General features: G+C 75.2%; 6 protein-coding genes. All 6 read right to left on the bottom strand.

Annotated elements, in window-relative coordinates; all coding sequences use genetic code 11:
• Positions 1 to 1,919: type I polyketide synthase (locus ACZ6TV_RS54320; RefSeq protein WP_465309460.1), on the bottom strand; the 1,919-nt coding region annotated here is incomplete at its 3' end.
• A 22-nt stretch (positions 1,920 to 1,941) separates the two neighbouring features.
• Complete coding sequence (locus tag ACZ6TV_RS54315) at positions 1,942 to 2,718, bottom strand: thioesterase II family protein (protein WP_465309459.1); 777 nt, start codon at positions 2,716 to 2,718, stop codon at positions 1,942 to 1,944.
• Positions 2,715 to 12,125, bottom strand: a complete 9,411-nt coding sequence (locus ACZ6TV_RS54310) for an SDR family NAD(P)-dependent oxidoreductase (protein WP_465309458.1) — start codon at positions 12,123 to 12,125, stop codon at positions 2,715 to 2,717. The genes ACZ6TV_RS54315 and ACZ6TV_RS54310 overlap by 4 nt, the downstream gene beginning before the upstream one ends.
• 33 nt (positions 12,126 to 12,158) lie before the next feature.
• Positions 12,159 to 13,181, bottom strand: coding sequence for a 3-oxoacyl-ACP synthase III family protein (locus tag ACZ6TV_RS54305; RefSeq protein WP_465309457.1), 1,023 nt, complete (start codon positions 13,179 to 13,181; stop codon positions 12,159 to 12,161).
• Between the two features lie 87 nt (positions 13,182 to 13,268).
• On the bottom strand, positions 13,269 to 13,841 hold the full coding sequence (locus ACZ6TV_RS54300; protein ID WP_465309456.1) for a TIGR03086 family metal-binding protein: 573 nt from the start codon (positions 13,839 to 13,841) through the stop codon (positions 13,269 to 13,271).
• Between the two features lie 7 nt (positions 13,842 to 13,848).
• Positions 13,849 to 16,740, bottom strand: a 2,892-nt coding sequence (locus ACZ6TV_RS54295) for a type I polyketide synthase (RefSeq protein WP_465309455.1), incomplete at its 5' end; no start/stop codon positions are given.

Below are 16,740 nucleotides of genomic sequence, written 5' to 3'. Positions count from 1 at the left end.
GCGGCGATCTCTCCGATGGAGTGCCCTGCCAGGTAGTCGGGTGTGACGCCGGTGCTGCGGACAAGCCGGTAGAGGGCTGTTTCGACGGCGAAGATGGCGGGTTGCGCGTTGCCGGTCTGGTTCAGTACTTCGGCCGGTCCGTCGAACATGAGGGATTTGAGCTGCGGGTCGAGGTGGGTGCACACCTCGTCGAGCGCGTCGGCGAAGACGGGGAACGCGTGGTAGAGATCTTTGCCCATGCCGGGGTACTGGCTGCCCTGCCCGGTGAACACGAACGCCGTCTTGCCGGTGCTGCGATCGGCTCCGCTGCTGGTGATCAGGGCGGGAGCCGCGGCGCGGAACTCGGCCCGGGCGGCCGCGACGAGCGCGGCACGATGCGGCATGCCCGCCCGGCTGGCGGCGAGGGTCCGGGCGATCGCGTTGAGGTCGCCGCCCACCGCCGCGGGAAGCAGCCGGGTCGTGTAGTCGGCGAGCGCCTGTTCCGTCTTGGCTGAGATCAGCCACGGCAGGAGCACGTCCGGCTCGTCGGCGGCGTCCGCTCGCGCCGGCGGCTGCTCGACGATGACGTGGGCGTTGGTGCCGGAGATCCCGAACGACGACACCGCCGCGCGGCGCGGACGTGACGCCTCGGGCCACGGCACCGGCTCCGTCAGCAACTGGACGCTGCCGTCCCACTCGACGTGCGGCGTCGGCGCGTCGACGTGCAAGGTCCGCGGCAGCGTGCCGTGCCGCATCGCCTGGATCATCTTGATGACGCCGGCGACACCGGCGGCGGCCTGGGCGTGGCCGATGTTCGACTTGATCGACCCGAGCCACAGTGGCGCGTCCGCCGGGCGGTCCTGGCCGTACGTGGCGAGCAGGGCCTGCGCCTCGATCGGGTCGCCGAGCGCGGTGCCGGTGCCGTGGGCCTCGACCGCGTCGACGTCGGCGGGGGCGAGCCGGGCGTTGGCGAGAGCCTGCCGGATGACGCGTTCCTGCGACGGCCCGTTCGGTGCGGTCAGGCCGTTGCTGGCACCGTCCTGGTTCACCGCCGACCCGCGGATCACCGCGAGGATCGGATGCCCGTTGCGTTCCGCGTCCGAGAGCCGCTCGAGCACCAGCACGCCGGCGCCCTCCGCCCAGCCGGCTCCGTCGGCCGCCGCCGCGAACGACTTGCACCGCCCGTCCACGGCCAGCCCCCGCTGCCGGGAGAAGTCGACGAAGATCCCGGGCGTGGCCATCACGGTCGCGCCGCCAGCCAGCGCCAGGGTGCACTCGCCGGTCCGTAGGGCCTGGCTGGCCATGTGCACGGCGACGAGCGAGGAGGAGCAGGCGGTGTCGACGGTGACGGCCGGTCCCTGCAGGCCCAGGGTGTAGGCGATGCGCCCGGTGGCGACACTGCCGGCGGTACCCGTCCCGACCAGCCCTTCCAGGTGCGCGGGAAGGGAGAGCGTGGCGTAGTCGTGGTACATCACCCCGGCGTACGTGCCGGTGTCGGTGCCGTGCAGCGTGGTCGGGTCGATGCCCGCCGACTCGATCGCCTCCCACGCGACCTCGAGGAGCAGCCGCTGCTGCGGATCGGTGGCCAGGGCCTCGCGTGGGGACATCTCGAAGAAGGCCGCGTCGAAGTCGCCGGCGTCGTGCAGGAACCCGCCGCTGCGGGTGTACGACGTGCCGGCGTGGTCCGGGTCCGGGTCGTAGAGCGCGTCGTTGTCCCAGCCGCGGTCGTCCGGGAAGGGGCCGATCGCGTCCGTGCCGCTGTCGACGAGCCGCCACAGGTCCTGCGGTGAGCGGACCCCGCCCGGGTACCGGCAGGCCATCCCGACCACCGCGATCGGCTCGTGCCGGGCCGCCTCCACCTCGGCCAGGCGTTGAGAGGTCTGCTCCAGATCGGCGACCGCGCGCCGCAGATAGCTGCGCAGCTTCTCATCGTCCGACATCAGGCACCCCATTCAGCATTCGTCAACGGATGTCCACATCGGACAGTGGCGACAGGACGTCGGCCACGGTCCGGAGGAACTCGGCGCCCGGCTCACGGACGAAGAAGTGACCGCCCTCGACCCGGTGCAGCACGCACTCGGCCGTCGTGTAGCGGTCCCAGGCGAACAGTTGCCGCTCCGACACCAGCGGGTCGCCGGTGCCGTGGAAGAGGTGCAGCGGGACGGCCAGCGTCACCTGGTCCTGGCGCCGCTCCGCGGTCATCATCCGCAGGTCGGCGCGGAGCAGATCCGTCGCGGCGCGCAGCCACTGCGGGTATCGCAGCACCTCGGCGGAGAGCCCGCCGATCTGCCGCATCGCCGAGACCAGCGCGTCCTGCCCGTCCAGATCCGCCGCCAGCAGCGACGAGCGCAGGTGCGGCGGCGGGCACGCGCCGACCAGCAGCGCGACCGGCGCGCCGGCACCCCCCGCCATGCGCCGCAGGGCCAGCTGATACGCCACGCTCCCGCCGAGGCTGTGCCCGTAGAAGGCGTACGGCGCGCGCAGGTGCTCGGCCAGGTCGGCGTCCAGCGCCGTGACCAGCGCGTCGAAGTCGTCGGGCACCGGCTCGCGGCGGCGCGACTCCCGCCCGGGCAGCTGCACCGGCAGCACGTCGATGCCGGGTGCGACCTCCGCGAGCCCGGCCGGCCACGCGGAGAACGCCGATGCCGCGCCGCCCGCGTGGTGGAAGCAGAACAGCCGCAACCGCCCGCCCGGCGACGGTGGGATCGGCAGGCAGCCGGCCGGCATCCCCGTCCTCACCGCGCTTCCTGACCCAGGGCGTCACGCACGTGACGGATGAGCGAGCTCGGCGTCGGATGATCCATGATCACCGCGGGTGAGAGGACGAGCCCGGTGTGCGCCGACAGCTCGTTGCCCAGCTCGAGGGCGGTGAACGAGGAGAATCCGAGGTCCAGGAAGGTGTCCTCGACGTCGATCTCGTCCGGTGAGCCGTAGCCGAGGATGCTCGCCGCGCGGTCCCGGAAGATCTCCCGGAGCAGCTGCTCCTGGGCGGCCGCGGACATCCCGGCGAGACGCTCGGTCAGCGGCACCTCGTCGCCGGTGCGCTGCCGCGGTGCCGTGGGCGGGTCGCCGACCAGGTCGCGCAGGACCGGTGCCGCGGCGTCGGCGCCCCACGTGCTCCACGCCTTCCAGTCGGCGTCCACGACCACCGCCGTCGCGGCGTCCTGACCGACGGCCCGGCGGATCGTCGCCATGGCCGTGCGTGCCGCGACGGGCCGCGCCGCCGGCAGGTCGTCGTCGTGATGCCACGCCACGAAGGTCGCCGGGCGGCCGTCCGCCCGCAGCTGGTGGGTGAGGCTCTCCAGGACCGCGGCCCCGGACGCCTCGACCGGCCGGCCCGGGCGGCCCAGCGCGGCCGTGAACGCGGCGACCAGCACGATCGCGGGCGGCCGCTGGTCGTCCGGCAGCGCGTCCAGGCAGCGCCGCAGGACGGCCGGGTCGGGCGTGGACCCCGGCGCGTACACCACGGTCGTGAGCGGACGCTCCGCGGGCAACCTGGTGAGGTCGACGGCGTCGTCCGCGCCGCCCGGGAGGACCGTCACGCGGTCGGTGCGGTCCGGACCGGTGCCGGTGGTGAAGACCTGCGCCGCTCCGTGCTTCAGCAGCGCCCCGGCCAGCGCCGAGGCGATCGCGCCCGAGCCGATGACCAGCGCGGCGCCGCCCGGTCGCCAGACCGTCGAGTGGGTCGCGGCGGCCCGGGCCAGGCGGCGGACGAAGACCCCACCCGGCCGGATCGCATACTCGCCGCCGCGGCCGCCGGCCGCGAGGACCCGGGCCAGGCGGGCACCGACCCGGGGGTCGGCGGCGGACGGCTCGGCCGGCAGGTCGACGAGCCCGCAGCCCGCCACGCCGCGCCCGGCGCCCCAGGCCGCCGCGAGCGCCGGGTCCGCGGGCCGTTCGCCGTCGACGGCCACCGCGCCCCGCGTCAGGAGCCACAGCGGCGCGTCGGTCGCCGCCCCGGCCGCGAGCGAGAGACTCTGGGGGTCGCCTGGCAGTACCACCACACCGGCGGGCGGCGCGTCGTCCTGCGGCGCGACGTCCTGGCCCGGAACGGACCGGACGACCTCGGCGGCCGCACCGTGCGCCTCGAGCAGCCGCGCCACCTCGAGCGCCACCTCGAGGGCTCCGCCGTCGTCCGCGCCGGCGACCACCAGCCACCGGCCGGTGAGCGCCGCGGCGCCCTCGTCGGGCAGCGGCCGCCACACGAACTGATACCAGGAGCGTTGCTGCTGCCGCCACTGGGCGAGCACCGGCAGCAGCGCGCGCACGGACTCGGTCTGCTCGTCGTCGGCCAGGAGCGTCTCGGCGACGCCGTCGAGGTCCCCGCTGTCGACCGCGGCCCAGAACCCGGTCTCGCCGGTGGCATCGGTCCGCTCGTCGTCCTCGGCGGCCGGCCAGTAGTGCTGGTGTTGGAAGGGGTACGTGGGCAGGCCGGAAACCGCGGTGGTGGGGCCGGGCCAGGTGACGGCGTGGTCGGTGTGGGTGTGGATGGTGGCCAGTGCGGTGAGCAGGGTGTGGGTCTGCGGTTTGGTGCGGTGCTGGACGCCGGTCGTGACCGGGGTGCCGAGATGCGGGGTGAGCTGGGTGTCGGGCCCGATCTCGACGGTGGTGGTGGTGCCCTGGCCGGCCAGGTAGGTGACCGCCGCCCGAAGGTTGACCGTGTTGCGGGCGTGCCCGGCCCAGTGGGCGGGCCAGTCCGTGGCGGTGGTGAGCGGCCGGGCCGTCGTGCAGGAGACGACGGGAATGGCCGCGGGATGATGCGTGAGCTGTGCGGCCACGTCGGCGAGCGGGGCGAGGACGGGGTCCATCTGCGGGGAGTGGAAGGCGTGGCTGACGTGCAGCCAGCTGGTGCGGTGACCGTCGGCCTGCAGCTGGACGTTGATGGACTTCAGTGCCTGCTTCGGCCCGGAGATGACCAGCGACGCCGGGGAGTTGACCGCGGCGATCGCGGTGCCGTCGGTCAGGTAGGGCTCGACATTGTCGGCGGTGGTGTTGGTGGCGAGCATGGCACCGCCCGATGGGAGACGTTGCATGAGCGTGGCGCGGGCGGTGATGAGGGTCGCCGCGTCGGGGAGGGTGAGGATCCCGGCGGCGTGTGCTGCGGTGATCTCGCCGATGGAGTGCCCTGCGAGGAAGTGGGGCGTGACGCCGGTGCTGCGGACGAGTCGGTGGAGGGCGGTCTCGACGGCGAAGATGGCGGGTTGCGCGTAGCCGGTCTGGTTGAGCAGGGTGGCCTGCTGGGTGCCGGGCGTGGCGAACATCAGGGCCTTGAGCGGCTGGTCCAGGTGCGGGTCGAGGTGGGCGATGGCCTCGTCGAGCGCGTCGGCGAAGACGGGGAACGCGTCGTAGAGGTCTCTGCCCATGCCGGGGTACTGGCTGCCCTGCCCGGTGAACACGAACGCGGTCCTGCCGCCGCCGCGGGCGGTGCCGGCGTTGGTGATCAGCGCGGGCGTGCCGGTGCCGTTGGTGAGCGCGGCGAGCGCGGTCCGCAGCTGGGCGGGGTCCGTGGCGACGACCGCGGCGCGGTGCGGCATCCTCGCGCGGCTCACGGCGAGCGTCCGGGCGGCGCCGTTGAGGTCACCGCCCGCGGCGGCGGCCAGCAGCCGGGCCGCGTAGCCGGCGAGGGCCTGCTCCGACTTCGCCGAGATCAGCCACGGCAGCAGCACCCCGGCGTCGCCCGGGGTCTCGTCGCGGCGGGCCGGCTCCTCGATGATGACGTGGGCGTTGGTGCCGGAGATCCCGAACGACGACACGGCGGCGCGCCGGGGGCGCGCTGCTTCGGGCCAGGGCAGGGCCGAGGTGAGCAGTTGGACGCTGCCGTCCCATTCGACGTGCGGTGAGGCTTCGTCGGCGTGCAGGGTTCGGGGCAGGGTGCCGTGCCGCATGGCTTGGATCATTTTGATGATGCCGGCGACGCCGGCGGCGGCTTGGGTGTGGCCGATGTTCGACTTGATCGAGCCGAGGTGCAGGGGTCGGCCGTCGGGGCGGTTCCTGCCGTAGGTGGCGTGCAGGGCTTGGGCTTCGATGGGGTCGCCGAGGGTGGTGCCGGTGCCGTGGGCCTCGACGGCGTCGATGTCGGCGGGGGTGAGCCGGGCGTTGGCGAGGGCCTGCCGGATGACGCGTTCCTGGGAGGGGCCGTTGGGTGCGGTGAGGCCGTTGCTGGCGCCGTCCTGGTTGACGGCGGTCCCGCGGATGACGGCGAGGATGGGGTGGCCGTTGCGTTCGGCGTCGCTGAGGCGTTCGAGGAGGAGCATGCCGGCGCCTTCGGCCCAGCCGGTGCCGTCCGCGCCGGTGCCGAACGACTTGCACCGCCCGTCCGGGGCCAGGCCCCGCTGCCGCGAGAAGTCGACGAACACGCCCGGCGTGGCCATCACGGTCGCGCCGCCCGCCAGGGCCAGGGAGCACTCGCCGGAGCGCAGCGCCTGACCGGCCATGTGCACGGCGACGAGCGACGAGGAGCAGGCGGTGTCGACCGTGACGGCCGGGCCCTGCAGGCCGAAGCTGTACGCCAGCCGCCCCGACGCGACACTCCCGGCCGTGCCCGTCCCGATCAGGCCCTCCAGGTGGGCGGAGTACGCGAGATGGGCGTAGTCGTGGTACATGAGCCCGGCGTACGTGCCGGTGTCGGTGCCGTGCAGGGTCGTCGGGTCGATGCCCGCCGACTCGATCGCCTCCCACGCGACCTCCAGGAGCAGCCGCTGCTGCGGGTCGGTCGCCAGGGCCTCCCGCGGGGACATGCCGAAGAACGCCGCGTCGAAGCCGCCCGCGTCGTAGAGGAACCCGCCGTGCCGGGTGTACGACGTCCCCAGCCGGTCCGGGTCCGGGTCGTAGAGGGTGTCGAGGCTCCAGCCGCGGTTGTCGGGGAACGGGCCGATCGCGTCGGTGCCGGTGTCGACGAGCTGCCACAGGTCCTGCGGTGAGCGGACCCCGCCGGGGTACCGGCAGGCCATCCCCACCACCGCGATCGGGTCGTCGCCGACGGCCGTCACGGCGTGCGCGGGAAGGTCCGCCGACCGGTCGCCGGTCAGCTGCGACAGCAGATGCTCGGTCAGGGCGTCGGGCGTGGGATGGTCGAAGACCAGGGTGGTCGGCAGGGACAGGCCGAGCTGGCCGTTCAGCGTGTTGCGGAGCTCGACGGCGGTCAGGGAGTCGAAGCCGAGGTTGGTGAAGGCCGTCGTCGCGTCGAGGCCGTCCGGCGAGGCGTGACCGAGCACCCGGGCGACGCTCTTGCGCACCAGATCCGACAGGGTGGCCCGGGCCGCTTCCGGGGAGAGGCCGGCGAGCTGCGCGCCGCCGTTCGCCCGGGCCCGGGCGCGCGTCGCGCGGGCCGGGACGAGGTCGCGCAGCAGCGGCGGGAGGGTGTCCGCGCCGGCCGCCCGCAGGGCCGGCAGGTCCAGCGGCGCGGCGACGGGGCACGGCTCGCCCGCGGCGAGCGCGGCGTCGAAGAGCCGCATGCCGTCCTCCGCGCCGATCGGGACCACCCCGGCCCGGCGCATCCGGGTGAGGTCCGTGCCGGTGAGGTGCCGGGTGATGGCCGACGTCTCGGACCACGGCCCCCACGCGATCGTGGTGGCGGCGAGGCCTTCACCGCGCCGGTGGACCGCGAGCGCGTCGAGGAAGGCGTTCGCGGCGGCGTAGTTGCCCTGGCCGGGCGCGCCGAGCGTGGCGGTGAGCGACGAGAAGAGGACGAAGGCCGCGAGCGGCCGGTCCCGGGTGAGCTGGTGCAGGTGCCAGGCGGCGTCGGCCTTGGGCGACATGACCGCGTGCACCCGCTCCGGTGTGAGGGCGGTGATGGTGGCGTCGTCCAGCACCGCGGCCGCGTGGACGACCGCCGACAGCGGATGCTCCGGCGGCACGGCGGCGAGTTCCGCGGCGAGCGCGTCCCGGTCGGTGATGTCGCAGGCGTGGACGGTGGCGTGGGCGCCCAGGTCGGTGAGCTCGGCCTGGAGCCGCTCGGCGCCGGGCGTGGCAGGTCCGCCGCGGGACAGCAGGAGCAGCCGCCGGACGCCGTACCGCCGCACCAGGTGCTTGGCGAGCAGGCCGCCGAGCGTGCCGGTGCCGCCCGTGATGAGCACCGTGCCGTCCGGTCCCCACGCGGGCTCCGGCTGACCGTTCGGGACCGTGCCCAGCTGCGGGGTGTGCAGTACGCCGTCGCGGACGGCGTACTGCGGGTGGTCCCCGCTCAGCATCGCGGCCAGGATCTCGGGGGTGACGACGCCGCCGGCGTCCAGGTCGGCGAGGACGACACGGCCCGGGTTCTCGGTCTGGGCGGAGCGCAGCAGGCCCCAGACCGCGGCGGTGGCCAGCCCGCCGGTCGTCGCCCCGCGGGTCACCACGACGAGCCGCCGGCCGGTGAACCGGTCCTCGGCGAGGAACCGCTGGACGAGGGTCAGCGCCCGCTCGACGGCGTCGTGGGCGTCCCGGGCGGGGTCGCCGCCCGAGGCCGTGACCTCACAGACGACCGCCTGAGGCGGATCCGACTGCTCGGGCAAAGTGTCTACAGTGGACATAACGGTGACGGGGCCCGTTACGCCGGCACCGGGCGGTGCCGGCCGCCACCGCAGCGCGCGCAGCGTGGCCGGGCCGCCGCCGGTGAACTGATCGGCGGAGGCGGCCCGCAGCCGCAGCGCCCCGACCGTCGCCACCGGCGCGCCCGTGGCGTCCGCGAGCGCCAGGCTCGCCTCGTCGGCGGAGCGCATGCTCAGGCGGACCCGCAGGTGCGTCGCGCCCGGCGCGTGCAGCGTCACCCCGGACCACGAGAACGGCAGGAGCACCCCGCCCGTCTCGTCGTCCGCCGCGACGGCCAGCGCGTGCAGGGCGCCGTCGAGCAGGGCGGGGTGCAGGGCGAACCGGTGGGCGTCCGCGGTGTCCTCGTCGAGGCTCACCTCCGCGTAGACGTCCGAGCCGGCCCGCCACGCCGCGCGCAGCCCCTGGAACGCCGGCCCGTACTCGTATCCGTGCGCGGCGAGCCGCGGGTACAGGTCCTCGACCGGGACCTCGGCCGCGCACGGCGGCGGCCACACGGTCAGCGCGACCGGGTCGCCGGGCTCGCCGGCCAGCACGCCGGTCGCGTGCACGGTCCACGCCTCGGCGCCGGCCGGGCGGGAATGGATCGTGACGGCCCGCCGGCCGCCGTCGTCCGGCGGGCGCACCGACACCTGGACCGGGACGGCGCCGTGGTCGGGCACCAGCAGCGGCACCTCGAGCGTCAGGTCGTCGACCCGCCCGCAGCCGACGTGTTCCGCCGCGCGGGTCGCCAGCTCGACCATCGCCGCGCCGGGCAGCAGGCGGGCACCCATGATCCGGTGGTCCGCCAGCCACGGCTCGGCGTCCGCGTCGAGCAGCCCGGTGAGCACCGCGGTGCCGTCCTCGGCCAGGTCCATCGCCGCGCCGACCAGCGGGTGGCCGGTCGGGGCGAGGCCCAGCCGGGCCGCGTCGCGGGTGTCACCGGCGGCGGTGAGCCACAGCGGCTCGCGGGCGAACGGGTACGTGGGCAGGTCGGTGAGCACCCGGGACGGGCCGATCAGGTCGTGCCATCCCACCGTGTGGCCGGCGGCGTGCAGCTCGGTCAGCGACCGCAGCACCGTCTCCCGCTCCGGCAGCCGGGGCGACAGCACCGGCACGGTGACGCTCTCCGGGCGGCACGCGCGGACGAGACCGGACAGGGTGGCGTCCGGGCCGAGCTCCAGGTAGGTGCTGACGCCGTCGGAGCGCAGCGCCGAGACCGTGTCGGCGAAGCGCACCGCGCCGACGACGTGCGCCACCCAGTACTCGGGGTCGGTGATGTCGTCGCCCGCCGGCGAGGTGCCGCGGGTGGTCACGGGCACCGCCGGTGGCCGGAAGGTCAGCCCGCTGATCGCCGCCCGGAACTCCGCGAGCATCGGCCGCATCAGCGGCGAGTGGAACGCGTGGCTGACCCGGAGCCGCTTGGTGCGGTGCCCCCGCTCGCGGAGACCGTCGGCGATCCGCAGCACGGTGTCCTCCGCGCCGGAGACGACCACCGACGCCGGACCGTTCACCGCGGCGAGGCTGACGTCGTCCAGTCCGGCCAGCAGCGGCAGTACATCCGCCTCGGCCGCGTCGACGGCGACCATGGCACCGCCGGCCGGCAGCGCCTGCAGCAGCCGGCCGCGGGCCAGCACGAGCGCGGCCGCGTCGGGCAGGGACAGCACCCCGGCGACGTGCGCGGCGGCGATCTCGCCGATCGAGTGACCCGCCAGGTGGTCCGGGGTGACCCCCCAGGACGCGAAGAGCCGGAACAGCGCCACTTCCAGCGCGAACAGCCCGGCCTGCGTGAACGCGGTCCGGTCGAGAAGGCCGTCGGTGCCCGGCCCGCCGAACATCACGTCGCGGACGCTGCGGCCGAGCCCCTCGTCCAGCAGCGCGCAGACCTCGTCGAGGGCGGCGGCGAAGACCGGGAACGTCGCGTACAGCTCGCGGCCCATGCCCGGGCGCTGGCTGCCCTGGCCGGTGAACAGCATCGCCAGTTTCCCCGAGGCGACCGGGGCGGGTGCCGGCTGCGTGCCGGCCACCGCCGCCAGACCGGCCAGCAGCTCGTCGCGGTCCGCGGCGACGACGGTGTGCCGGTAGGGGAACGTGGAGCGCCGCGTCAGCGCGTACGCGACGTCGGCCAGCGGCACGCCGGGCCGCTCGCCGACGTAGGCGCGCAGCCGCTCGGCCTGCTCCAGCAGCGCTTCGCCGGTCTTCGCGGACACCACGCACGGCAGCGCCGCCGGGAGGTCCCCGGCCTGCCGGGCCGGGGGTTCGGGCGCGGCCTCGACGATGACGTGCGCGTTGGTGCCGCTGATGCCGAACGACGACACGGCGGCCCGCCGCGGCTCGTCGCGGGTCTCCCACTCGCGCGCCTCGGTGAGCAGCGCCACGGCGCCCGAGGACCAGTCCACGTACGGCGTCGGCGCGCTGACGTGCAGGGTCCGCGGCAGTCGCCCGGCGCGCATCGCGAGGATGAGCTTCATCAGACCGGCGACGCCGGAGGCCGCCTGCGCGTGGCCGATGTTCGACTTGATCGAACCGAGCCACAGCGGGCGGTCGCGGCCCTGCCCGTAGGTGGCCAGCAGCGCCTGCGCCTCGATGGGATCGCCCAGCCGGGTGCCGGTGCCGTGCGCCTCGACGGCGTCGATGCTGCCCGGCGCCAGCCGCGCGTCGGCCAGGGCGGCGCGGATCACGCGCTGCTGGGACGGCCCGTTCGGCGCGGTCAGGCCGTTGCTGGCGCCGTCCTGGTTGACCGCCGTCCCGCGGATGACCGCCAGGACCGGATGACCGTTGCGTTCCGCGTCGGACAGCCGCTCCAGCATCAGCATGGCGGCGCCCTCCGCCCACGACGTACCGTCGGCGTCGGCGGAGAACGGCTTGCAGCGCCCGTCGGGTGCCAGGCCACGCTGGCGGCTGAACTCGGTGAACATCATGGGGCCGGCCATCACGGTGGCGCCGCCGGCCATGGCGAGCCCGCACTCGCGGTTGCGCAGCGCGCGGACGGCGAGGTGCAGCGCCACCAGCGACGAGGAGCAGGCGGTGTCGACGGTGACGGCGGGTCCTTCCAGACCCAGGTGGTAGGCCACCCGGCCGGAGGCGATGCTGGTCGCGTTGCCGGTGAGGTAGTAGCCCTCGATCGCTTCCTGCGAGCGGGACCCGTACTGGTTGTAGACGACCCCGGCGTAGACGCCCGTGTCGGTGCCCCGCAGGCTCGCCGGGTCGATCCCGGACCGTTCGGCGGCCTCCCACGACGTCTCCAGCAGCAGCCGGTGCTGCGGGTCGGTGGCCAAGGCCTCGCGCGGGCTCATCCCGAAGAACGCGGGGTCGAACGTGTCGGCGTCGTACACGAAGCCGCCGCTGAGCGAGTACGACGTCCCGGGGTGGTCCGGGTCCGGGTCGTACAGGGCCGCCGGATCCCAGCCGCGGTTCTGCGGGAACGGGCCGATGGCGTCGGTGCCGGAGTCCACGAGGCGCCAGAGGTCCTCCGGCGTGCGCACGCCACCCGGGAAGCGGCAGGCCATCCCGACCACGGCGACGGGTTCGTGCCCGCTCGCCTCGACCTCGGCCAGGCGCCCGCGCGTCCGATACAGCTCCTCGGTGACCCGCTTGAGGTAGTCGACGAGCTTCTCGTGCTCTGAAGAATCGCTGTTCATGTCCTGACCTTCGAACGTCGCGGGACGGTCACATCAGATGCGCTGGAGCGCGAAGCCGGCCGTGGCCCAGCTGCTTGGGTCGACGGCGACGCCCGCGACCTGGTCGCCCGGTCCGGTCCGGGCGCACGCCCGCGCCAGCTGGAACAGCGGCAGGGGGTTCGCCGCGTTGCCGAGCTCCTCGATCAGGCTGTCGCAGCGGTCCTGGGGCACCGCCAGGTGCTCCGCCGTGACGCCGGCGAGCCTCCCGGGCAGTTGCGGCGGCAGCAGCCGGGCCAGCTCGCCGGTCCGCCAGCCGACCCCGTCGAGCAGCCCGGTCATCCGGTCGCCGGCCAGCTTCGGCGCGACCCCGGCGATGAGCTCCCGGTCGTAGCCGACGACCGGCCCGCGGTCGCCGCGCCGGGCGGCGCCGAGCCAGACGGCGGTGTGGCCGGCCGGGTGGGCGGTCGTGCCCCGCCGCACGGACACCTGCCGCAGCAGGTACGCCCCCGGAACGTCCAGCGTGGTCACGACGGCCGCGGCCGCACCGTCGCCGAACGAGGCCACGTCCAGCCCGTCGGAAGCGGGTCCGGCACCGGGATCGGCCGGGAGGCCCAGCTGTTTGGTGCTGACGTCGCCGGCGAGGACGAGGACGGTGCGCTGCCGGCCGGAGGACAGCATCTGCGCGGCGGCGGAGACCGCCTGCAGGGCGCCGGTCGCGCCGGCCTGCAGCTGGTACGAGGGCACCCGGTCGATGCCGAGCCGGTCGGCCACGAGGTTCACCGTCGCGGGCATCAGGCTGTCCGGCGTCGCGGTGCTCATCACGATCGCGCCGATGTCCCCGCCCGTCATGCCCGCCCCGGCCAGCGCCCGCTCGCCCGCCGTCGTGGCGAGATCGGCCAGCGTGGCGTGCGGCGGGCCGCCGTCGAGGTCCCGGCACAGGTGCCGGGTGCGGATCCCGAGCGCGTCGTCGAGGCGGCGGCCCTGCCCGGCCGGGAGACCCAGATACCGTGCCAGCGTCGCCGTCTCCACGGGCGGTCCGGGCAGCGCCGTGCCGATCGGCAGCAGACGGATCGGCATGGCAGCGGCCCCCATTCCATCGATGCTGTTCACGTTGACATTCTTGAAAAGGCGCCTAAAGCCCGGCTTATCGGCGCGCTGCCGGTCTCACGGTGTGCGGCCGAGGTAGCGCAGCAGCCGGTCGGACGGTGCGTCGCCGCCGTCGAGGGCGGGGGCGTACATGATGCCGCGCCGCATCTCCACCGGCGGCCACTGCCGCGCGAACTCGAACACCGGCCCGGCGAGTTCCGCCGGGATCGGCAGGTCCTCGCCGGTGGCGCGGCCGATGTCCCAGCCGTGCACCACGACCTCGAGAAGGCTGACGCCGGCGGCCGACCGCGCCGGGATCGACCCGATCTCGGTGGCGCAGGAACGGTCCAGCGCGCCCGGCGACCGCCACTCTTTGAGCGCCTGCTCGACCCGTACGGCGAACGCGGCGGCCGGGTCGTCGTCGCCGAGCCGGTCCTCGGTGGCCAGGGCGTGGGCGCCCGCCTCGGTCAGCACGTGGTCGCCGGCCACCGCCCACGCCATCACGTCGATCGTGCCGAGCGTGTGGTTGATCAGTGTCCGCAGGTCCCAGGCGGTGCACGGGGTCGCGTCGCGCAGCCCGTCTGTGCGGACCACCCGGATGCGGTCCGCGGTCCAGGCGAAACCGTTGTCGAGCAGGTCGATGATGTCCATGGCTTCCTCACTCACTGCCGTTGCCGAGCCTGCGGTCCAGCAACGCGAAGAGCTCGTTGTCGGACGCCGACGTGATCTGTTCCTGGGAGGTCGTCGTGACGCCGCGCAGGTCGTCCCAGCGCGACAGGAGGCGCCGCATGCGCCCGGTGATCTTGTCCAGCGCCGGGTCGTCGCCGGCGACGGACGGCACCTCGCCCGGAGACAGCGCCGCCAGCGCCGACTCCAGTTGTGCCAGTCCCTCCAGCAGCCCCGCCGCGGACGGCTCCTCCGCCGGGAAGAGCAGCGTGTACACGTAGCGGCCGAGGACCGCGGGGCTCGGATGGTCGAACACGATCGTGGCGGGCAGCCGCCGCCCGACGGCGGCGCTGAGCCGGTTGCGCAGCTCCACCGCCGTCAGCGAGTCGAAGCCGAGCATCTTGAACGGCCGGTCGTCGGCGATGTCGCCGCCGTTGTGCCCGAGGACGGTGCCGGTCAGCTCGCGGACGGCGGCGAGCACGGCAGGTTCGCGGTCCGCGGCCGGCAGCCCGGCCAGGCGCGAGGCGAGCGGTGCCGCGCCGTCGTCCGCCACAGAGCCCCCCAGGCCCGCCGCGCGGCGGCGCGGTGCCGCGGCGGCAGGCACGAGACCCCGCAGCGCCGGCGGCAGCACGCCCGCCTCGGCGTTCGCCCGCAGCCGCGCCGGGTCCAGCTTCGCCGGCACCAGGACCGCGTCCGGCGCGGCCAGCGCCAGGTCGAGCAGCCGCAGCCCCTGGTCGGCCGGCAGCGCGACCAGCCCGATGCGGTGCAGGCGGGCGATGTCGGCGCGCTCGAGGTGGGCCGTCATGCCGCCGGTGGGTTCCCAGAGTCCCCAGGCGAGTGCGGTGGCGGGGTGTCCGGTGGTGTGGCGGTGTTGGGCGAGGGCGTCGAGGAAGGTGTTGGCGGCGGCGTAGTTGGCTTGTCCGGGTGTGCCGATGGTGCCGGCGATGGAGGAGAAGAGGATGAAGGCGGTGAGGTCGGTGTCGTGGGTCAATTCGTGCAGGTGCCAGGCGGCGTCGACCTTGGGCCGGAACGCGGCCGTGACCTGCTCGCCGGTCAGGCCCGTCACCAGCGCGTCGTCGAGGGCGCCGGCGGCGTGGACGACCGCGCCGAGCGGATGCTCCGCGGGCACGCCCGCGAGGAGGTCGCGCACGGCGTCTCGGTCGGCCAGGTCGCAGGCGACCGTGGTGAGCTCCCCGCCGCGGGCCCGCAGCTCGGCGGCGAGCGCGCCGGAGTCGGCCGGGTCGGCGCCGCTGCGGCTCGCCAGCACCAGGTGGCGTGCGCCGTGGACGGTCACCAGATGGTGGGCGACCAGCCGCCCGAGGGTGCCGGTGCCGCCGGTGATGAGGACGGTCCGGTCCGGGTCGATCCGGATCGGCTCATCCCCGGCGGCTGCGTCCCCGGCCGTCGCGGTCCTGTGCAGTCGCGGCACGAGCGGTTCGCCGCCGCGCACGGCGACCTGCTCCTCCGCGGTGGCCAGCGCGGCGAGGACACCGTCCGCCGCACCGTCGCCGCCGGTCCCGGCCGCGTGGTCGATCAGCAGGAACCGGCCGGGGTGCTCCGTCTGCGCCGAGCGCACCAGCCCCCACACGGGGGCGGCGGCCGGGTCGACCGGCACGTCGCCGGCGGCGACCGCGGCCCTGGTGACGATCGCCAGGCGGGTGTCGACGAGCCGCTCGTCGCCGAGCCAGTCCTGCACCAGGCGCAGGGCCCGCATGGTGACGGCGTGGGCGCGCCGCGGCACGTCGCCGGTGCCGTCCGGGGTGATCTCGACGACCGCGACCTGTGGGGCGGTCGCGCCGCGGGCGACGGCCTCGCCCAGCGCCGGCAGGTCGTCGTAGACGTCGACCGGGCCGGCCGTGCGGAACGTCGCCGCGGCCTCGGCGCCGAGGACGGCGAGCCGCCCGGCCGGGGTGCGGTCCGGCGTCGCCGGCTGCCACGCGACACCCAGCATCGACCGCACCACCGTCGAACGGCCCCGCGCGATGGTGCCCTCCGGAAGCGGCCGCGTCGTCACCGCCCCGATCGTGGCGACCGTCCGGCCGGCGGGGTCGGTCAGGGTGAGCGACAGGGTGTCCGGGCCGGACTCGTGGGCGCGGACGACGACGCTGTCCGCGCCGCTCGCCTGCAGCACCACGTCGCGCCACGCGAACGGGACCCGCAGCGTGTCCGTGCCGCCGGTGAGGAACACCGTCTGGAGCGCGGCGTCCAGCAGGGCCGGGTGAATGCCGTACCCGTCGGGGTCGGCCGGGGCGGGCAGGACCACCTCGGCGTACACGTCCCCGCCGTGCCGCCAGGCCGCCTGCAGGCCGCGGAAGGTCTGGCCGTACCGGTATCCGGCGTCGGCGAGCCGCTCGTAGAGGTCCTCGACGGGCAGCGGGGTGGCGCCGGCCGGGACACGGCCGTCGCCGCCGTTCAGGGGCGCCGGCGCGGCGGCGGGCGCGAGCACACCGGTGGCGTGCACCGTCCAGGCCGGGTCGCCGTCGGCGCGTGCGTGGACGGTGAAGGCCCGCGCGCCGGCCTCGTCGGCCGGGTCCAGGCCGAGCCGCAGGTCGACCTCGCCCTGATCGGGCGGGAGCAGCGGCGCCTGCAGGGTCAGCTCGCTCACGGCGGCGTTGCCCACGTGGGCCGCGGCGTGCAGCGCCATCTCGGCGAACGCGGCGCCGGGCACCAGGACGGTCTCCTGGACCGCGTGGTCGCTCAGCCACGGATGCGTACGGACGGAGATCCGCCCGACGAACTCGGTGCGGCCGTCGGGGAAGTCGATCGCCGGGCCCAGCAGCGGCCGGCCGGCGGTGGGGTTGAGCCAGTGGTGTTGGTGTTGGAAGGGGTAGGTGGGGAGGTTGGTGGGTTGGGGGTTGGTGGGTTTGGGCCAGGTGGTGTGGTG

Source organism: Dactylosporangium sp. NPDC051087, from assembly GCF_055586325.1.
Note: the sequence above shows the minus strand (reverse complement) of the source record. Positions and strands in the feature narration are given on the sequence as shown.

Excerpts from the sequence above, each read along its gene's own strand:
- ACZ6TV_RS54310 (WP_465309458.1), bottom strand. The coding sequence starts at position 12,125 with ATGAACAGCGATTCTTCAGAGCACGAGAAGCTCGTCGACTACCTCAAG.
- ACZ6TV_RS54305 (WP_465309457.1), bottom strand. The coding sequence starts at position 13,181 with ATGCCGATCCGTCTGCTGCCGATCGGCACGGCGCTGCCCGGACCGCCC.
- ACZ6TV_RS54300 (WP_465309456.1), bottom strand. The coding sequence starts at position 13,841 with ATGGACATCATCGACCTGCTCGACAACGGTTTCGCCTGGACCGCGGAC.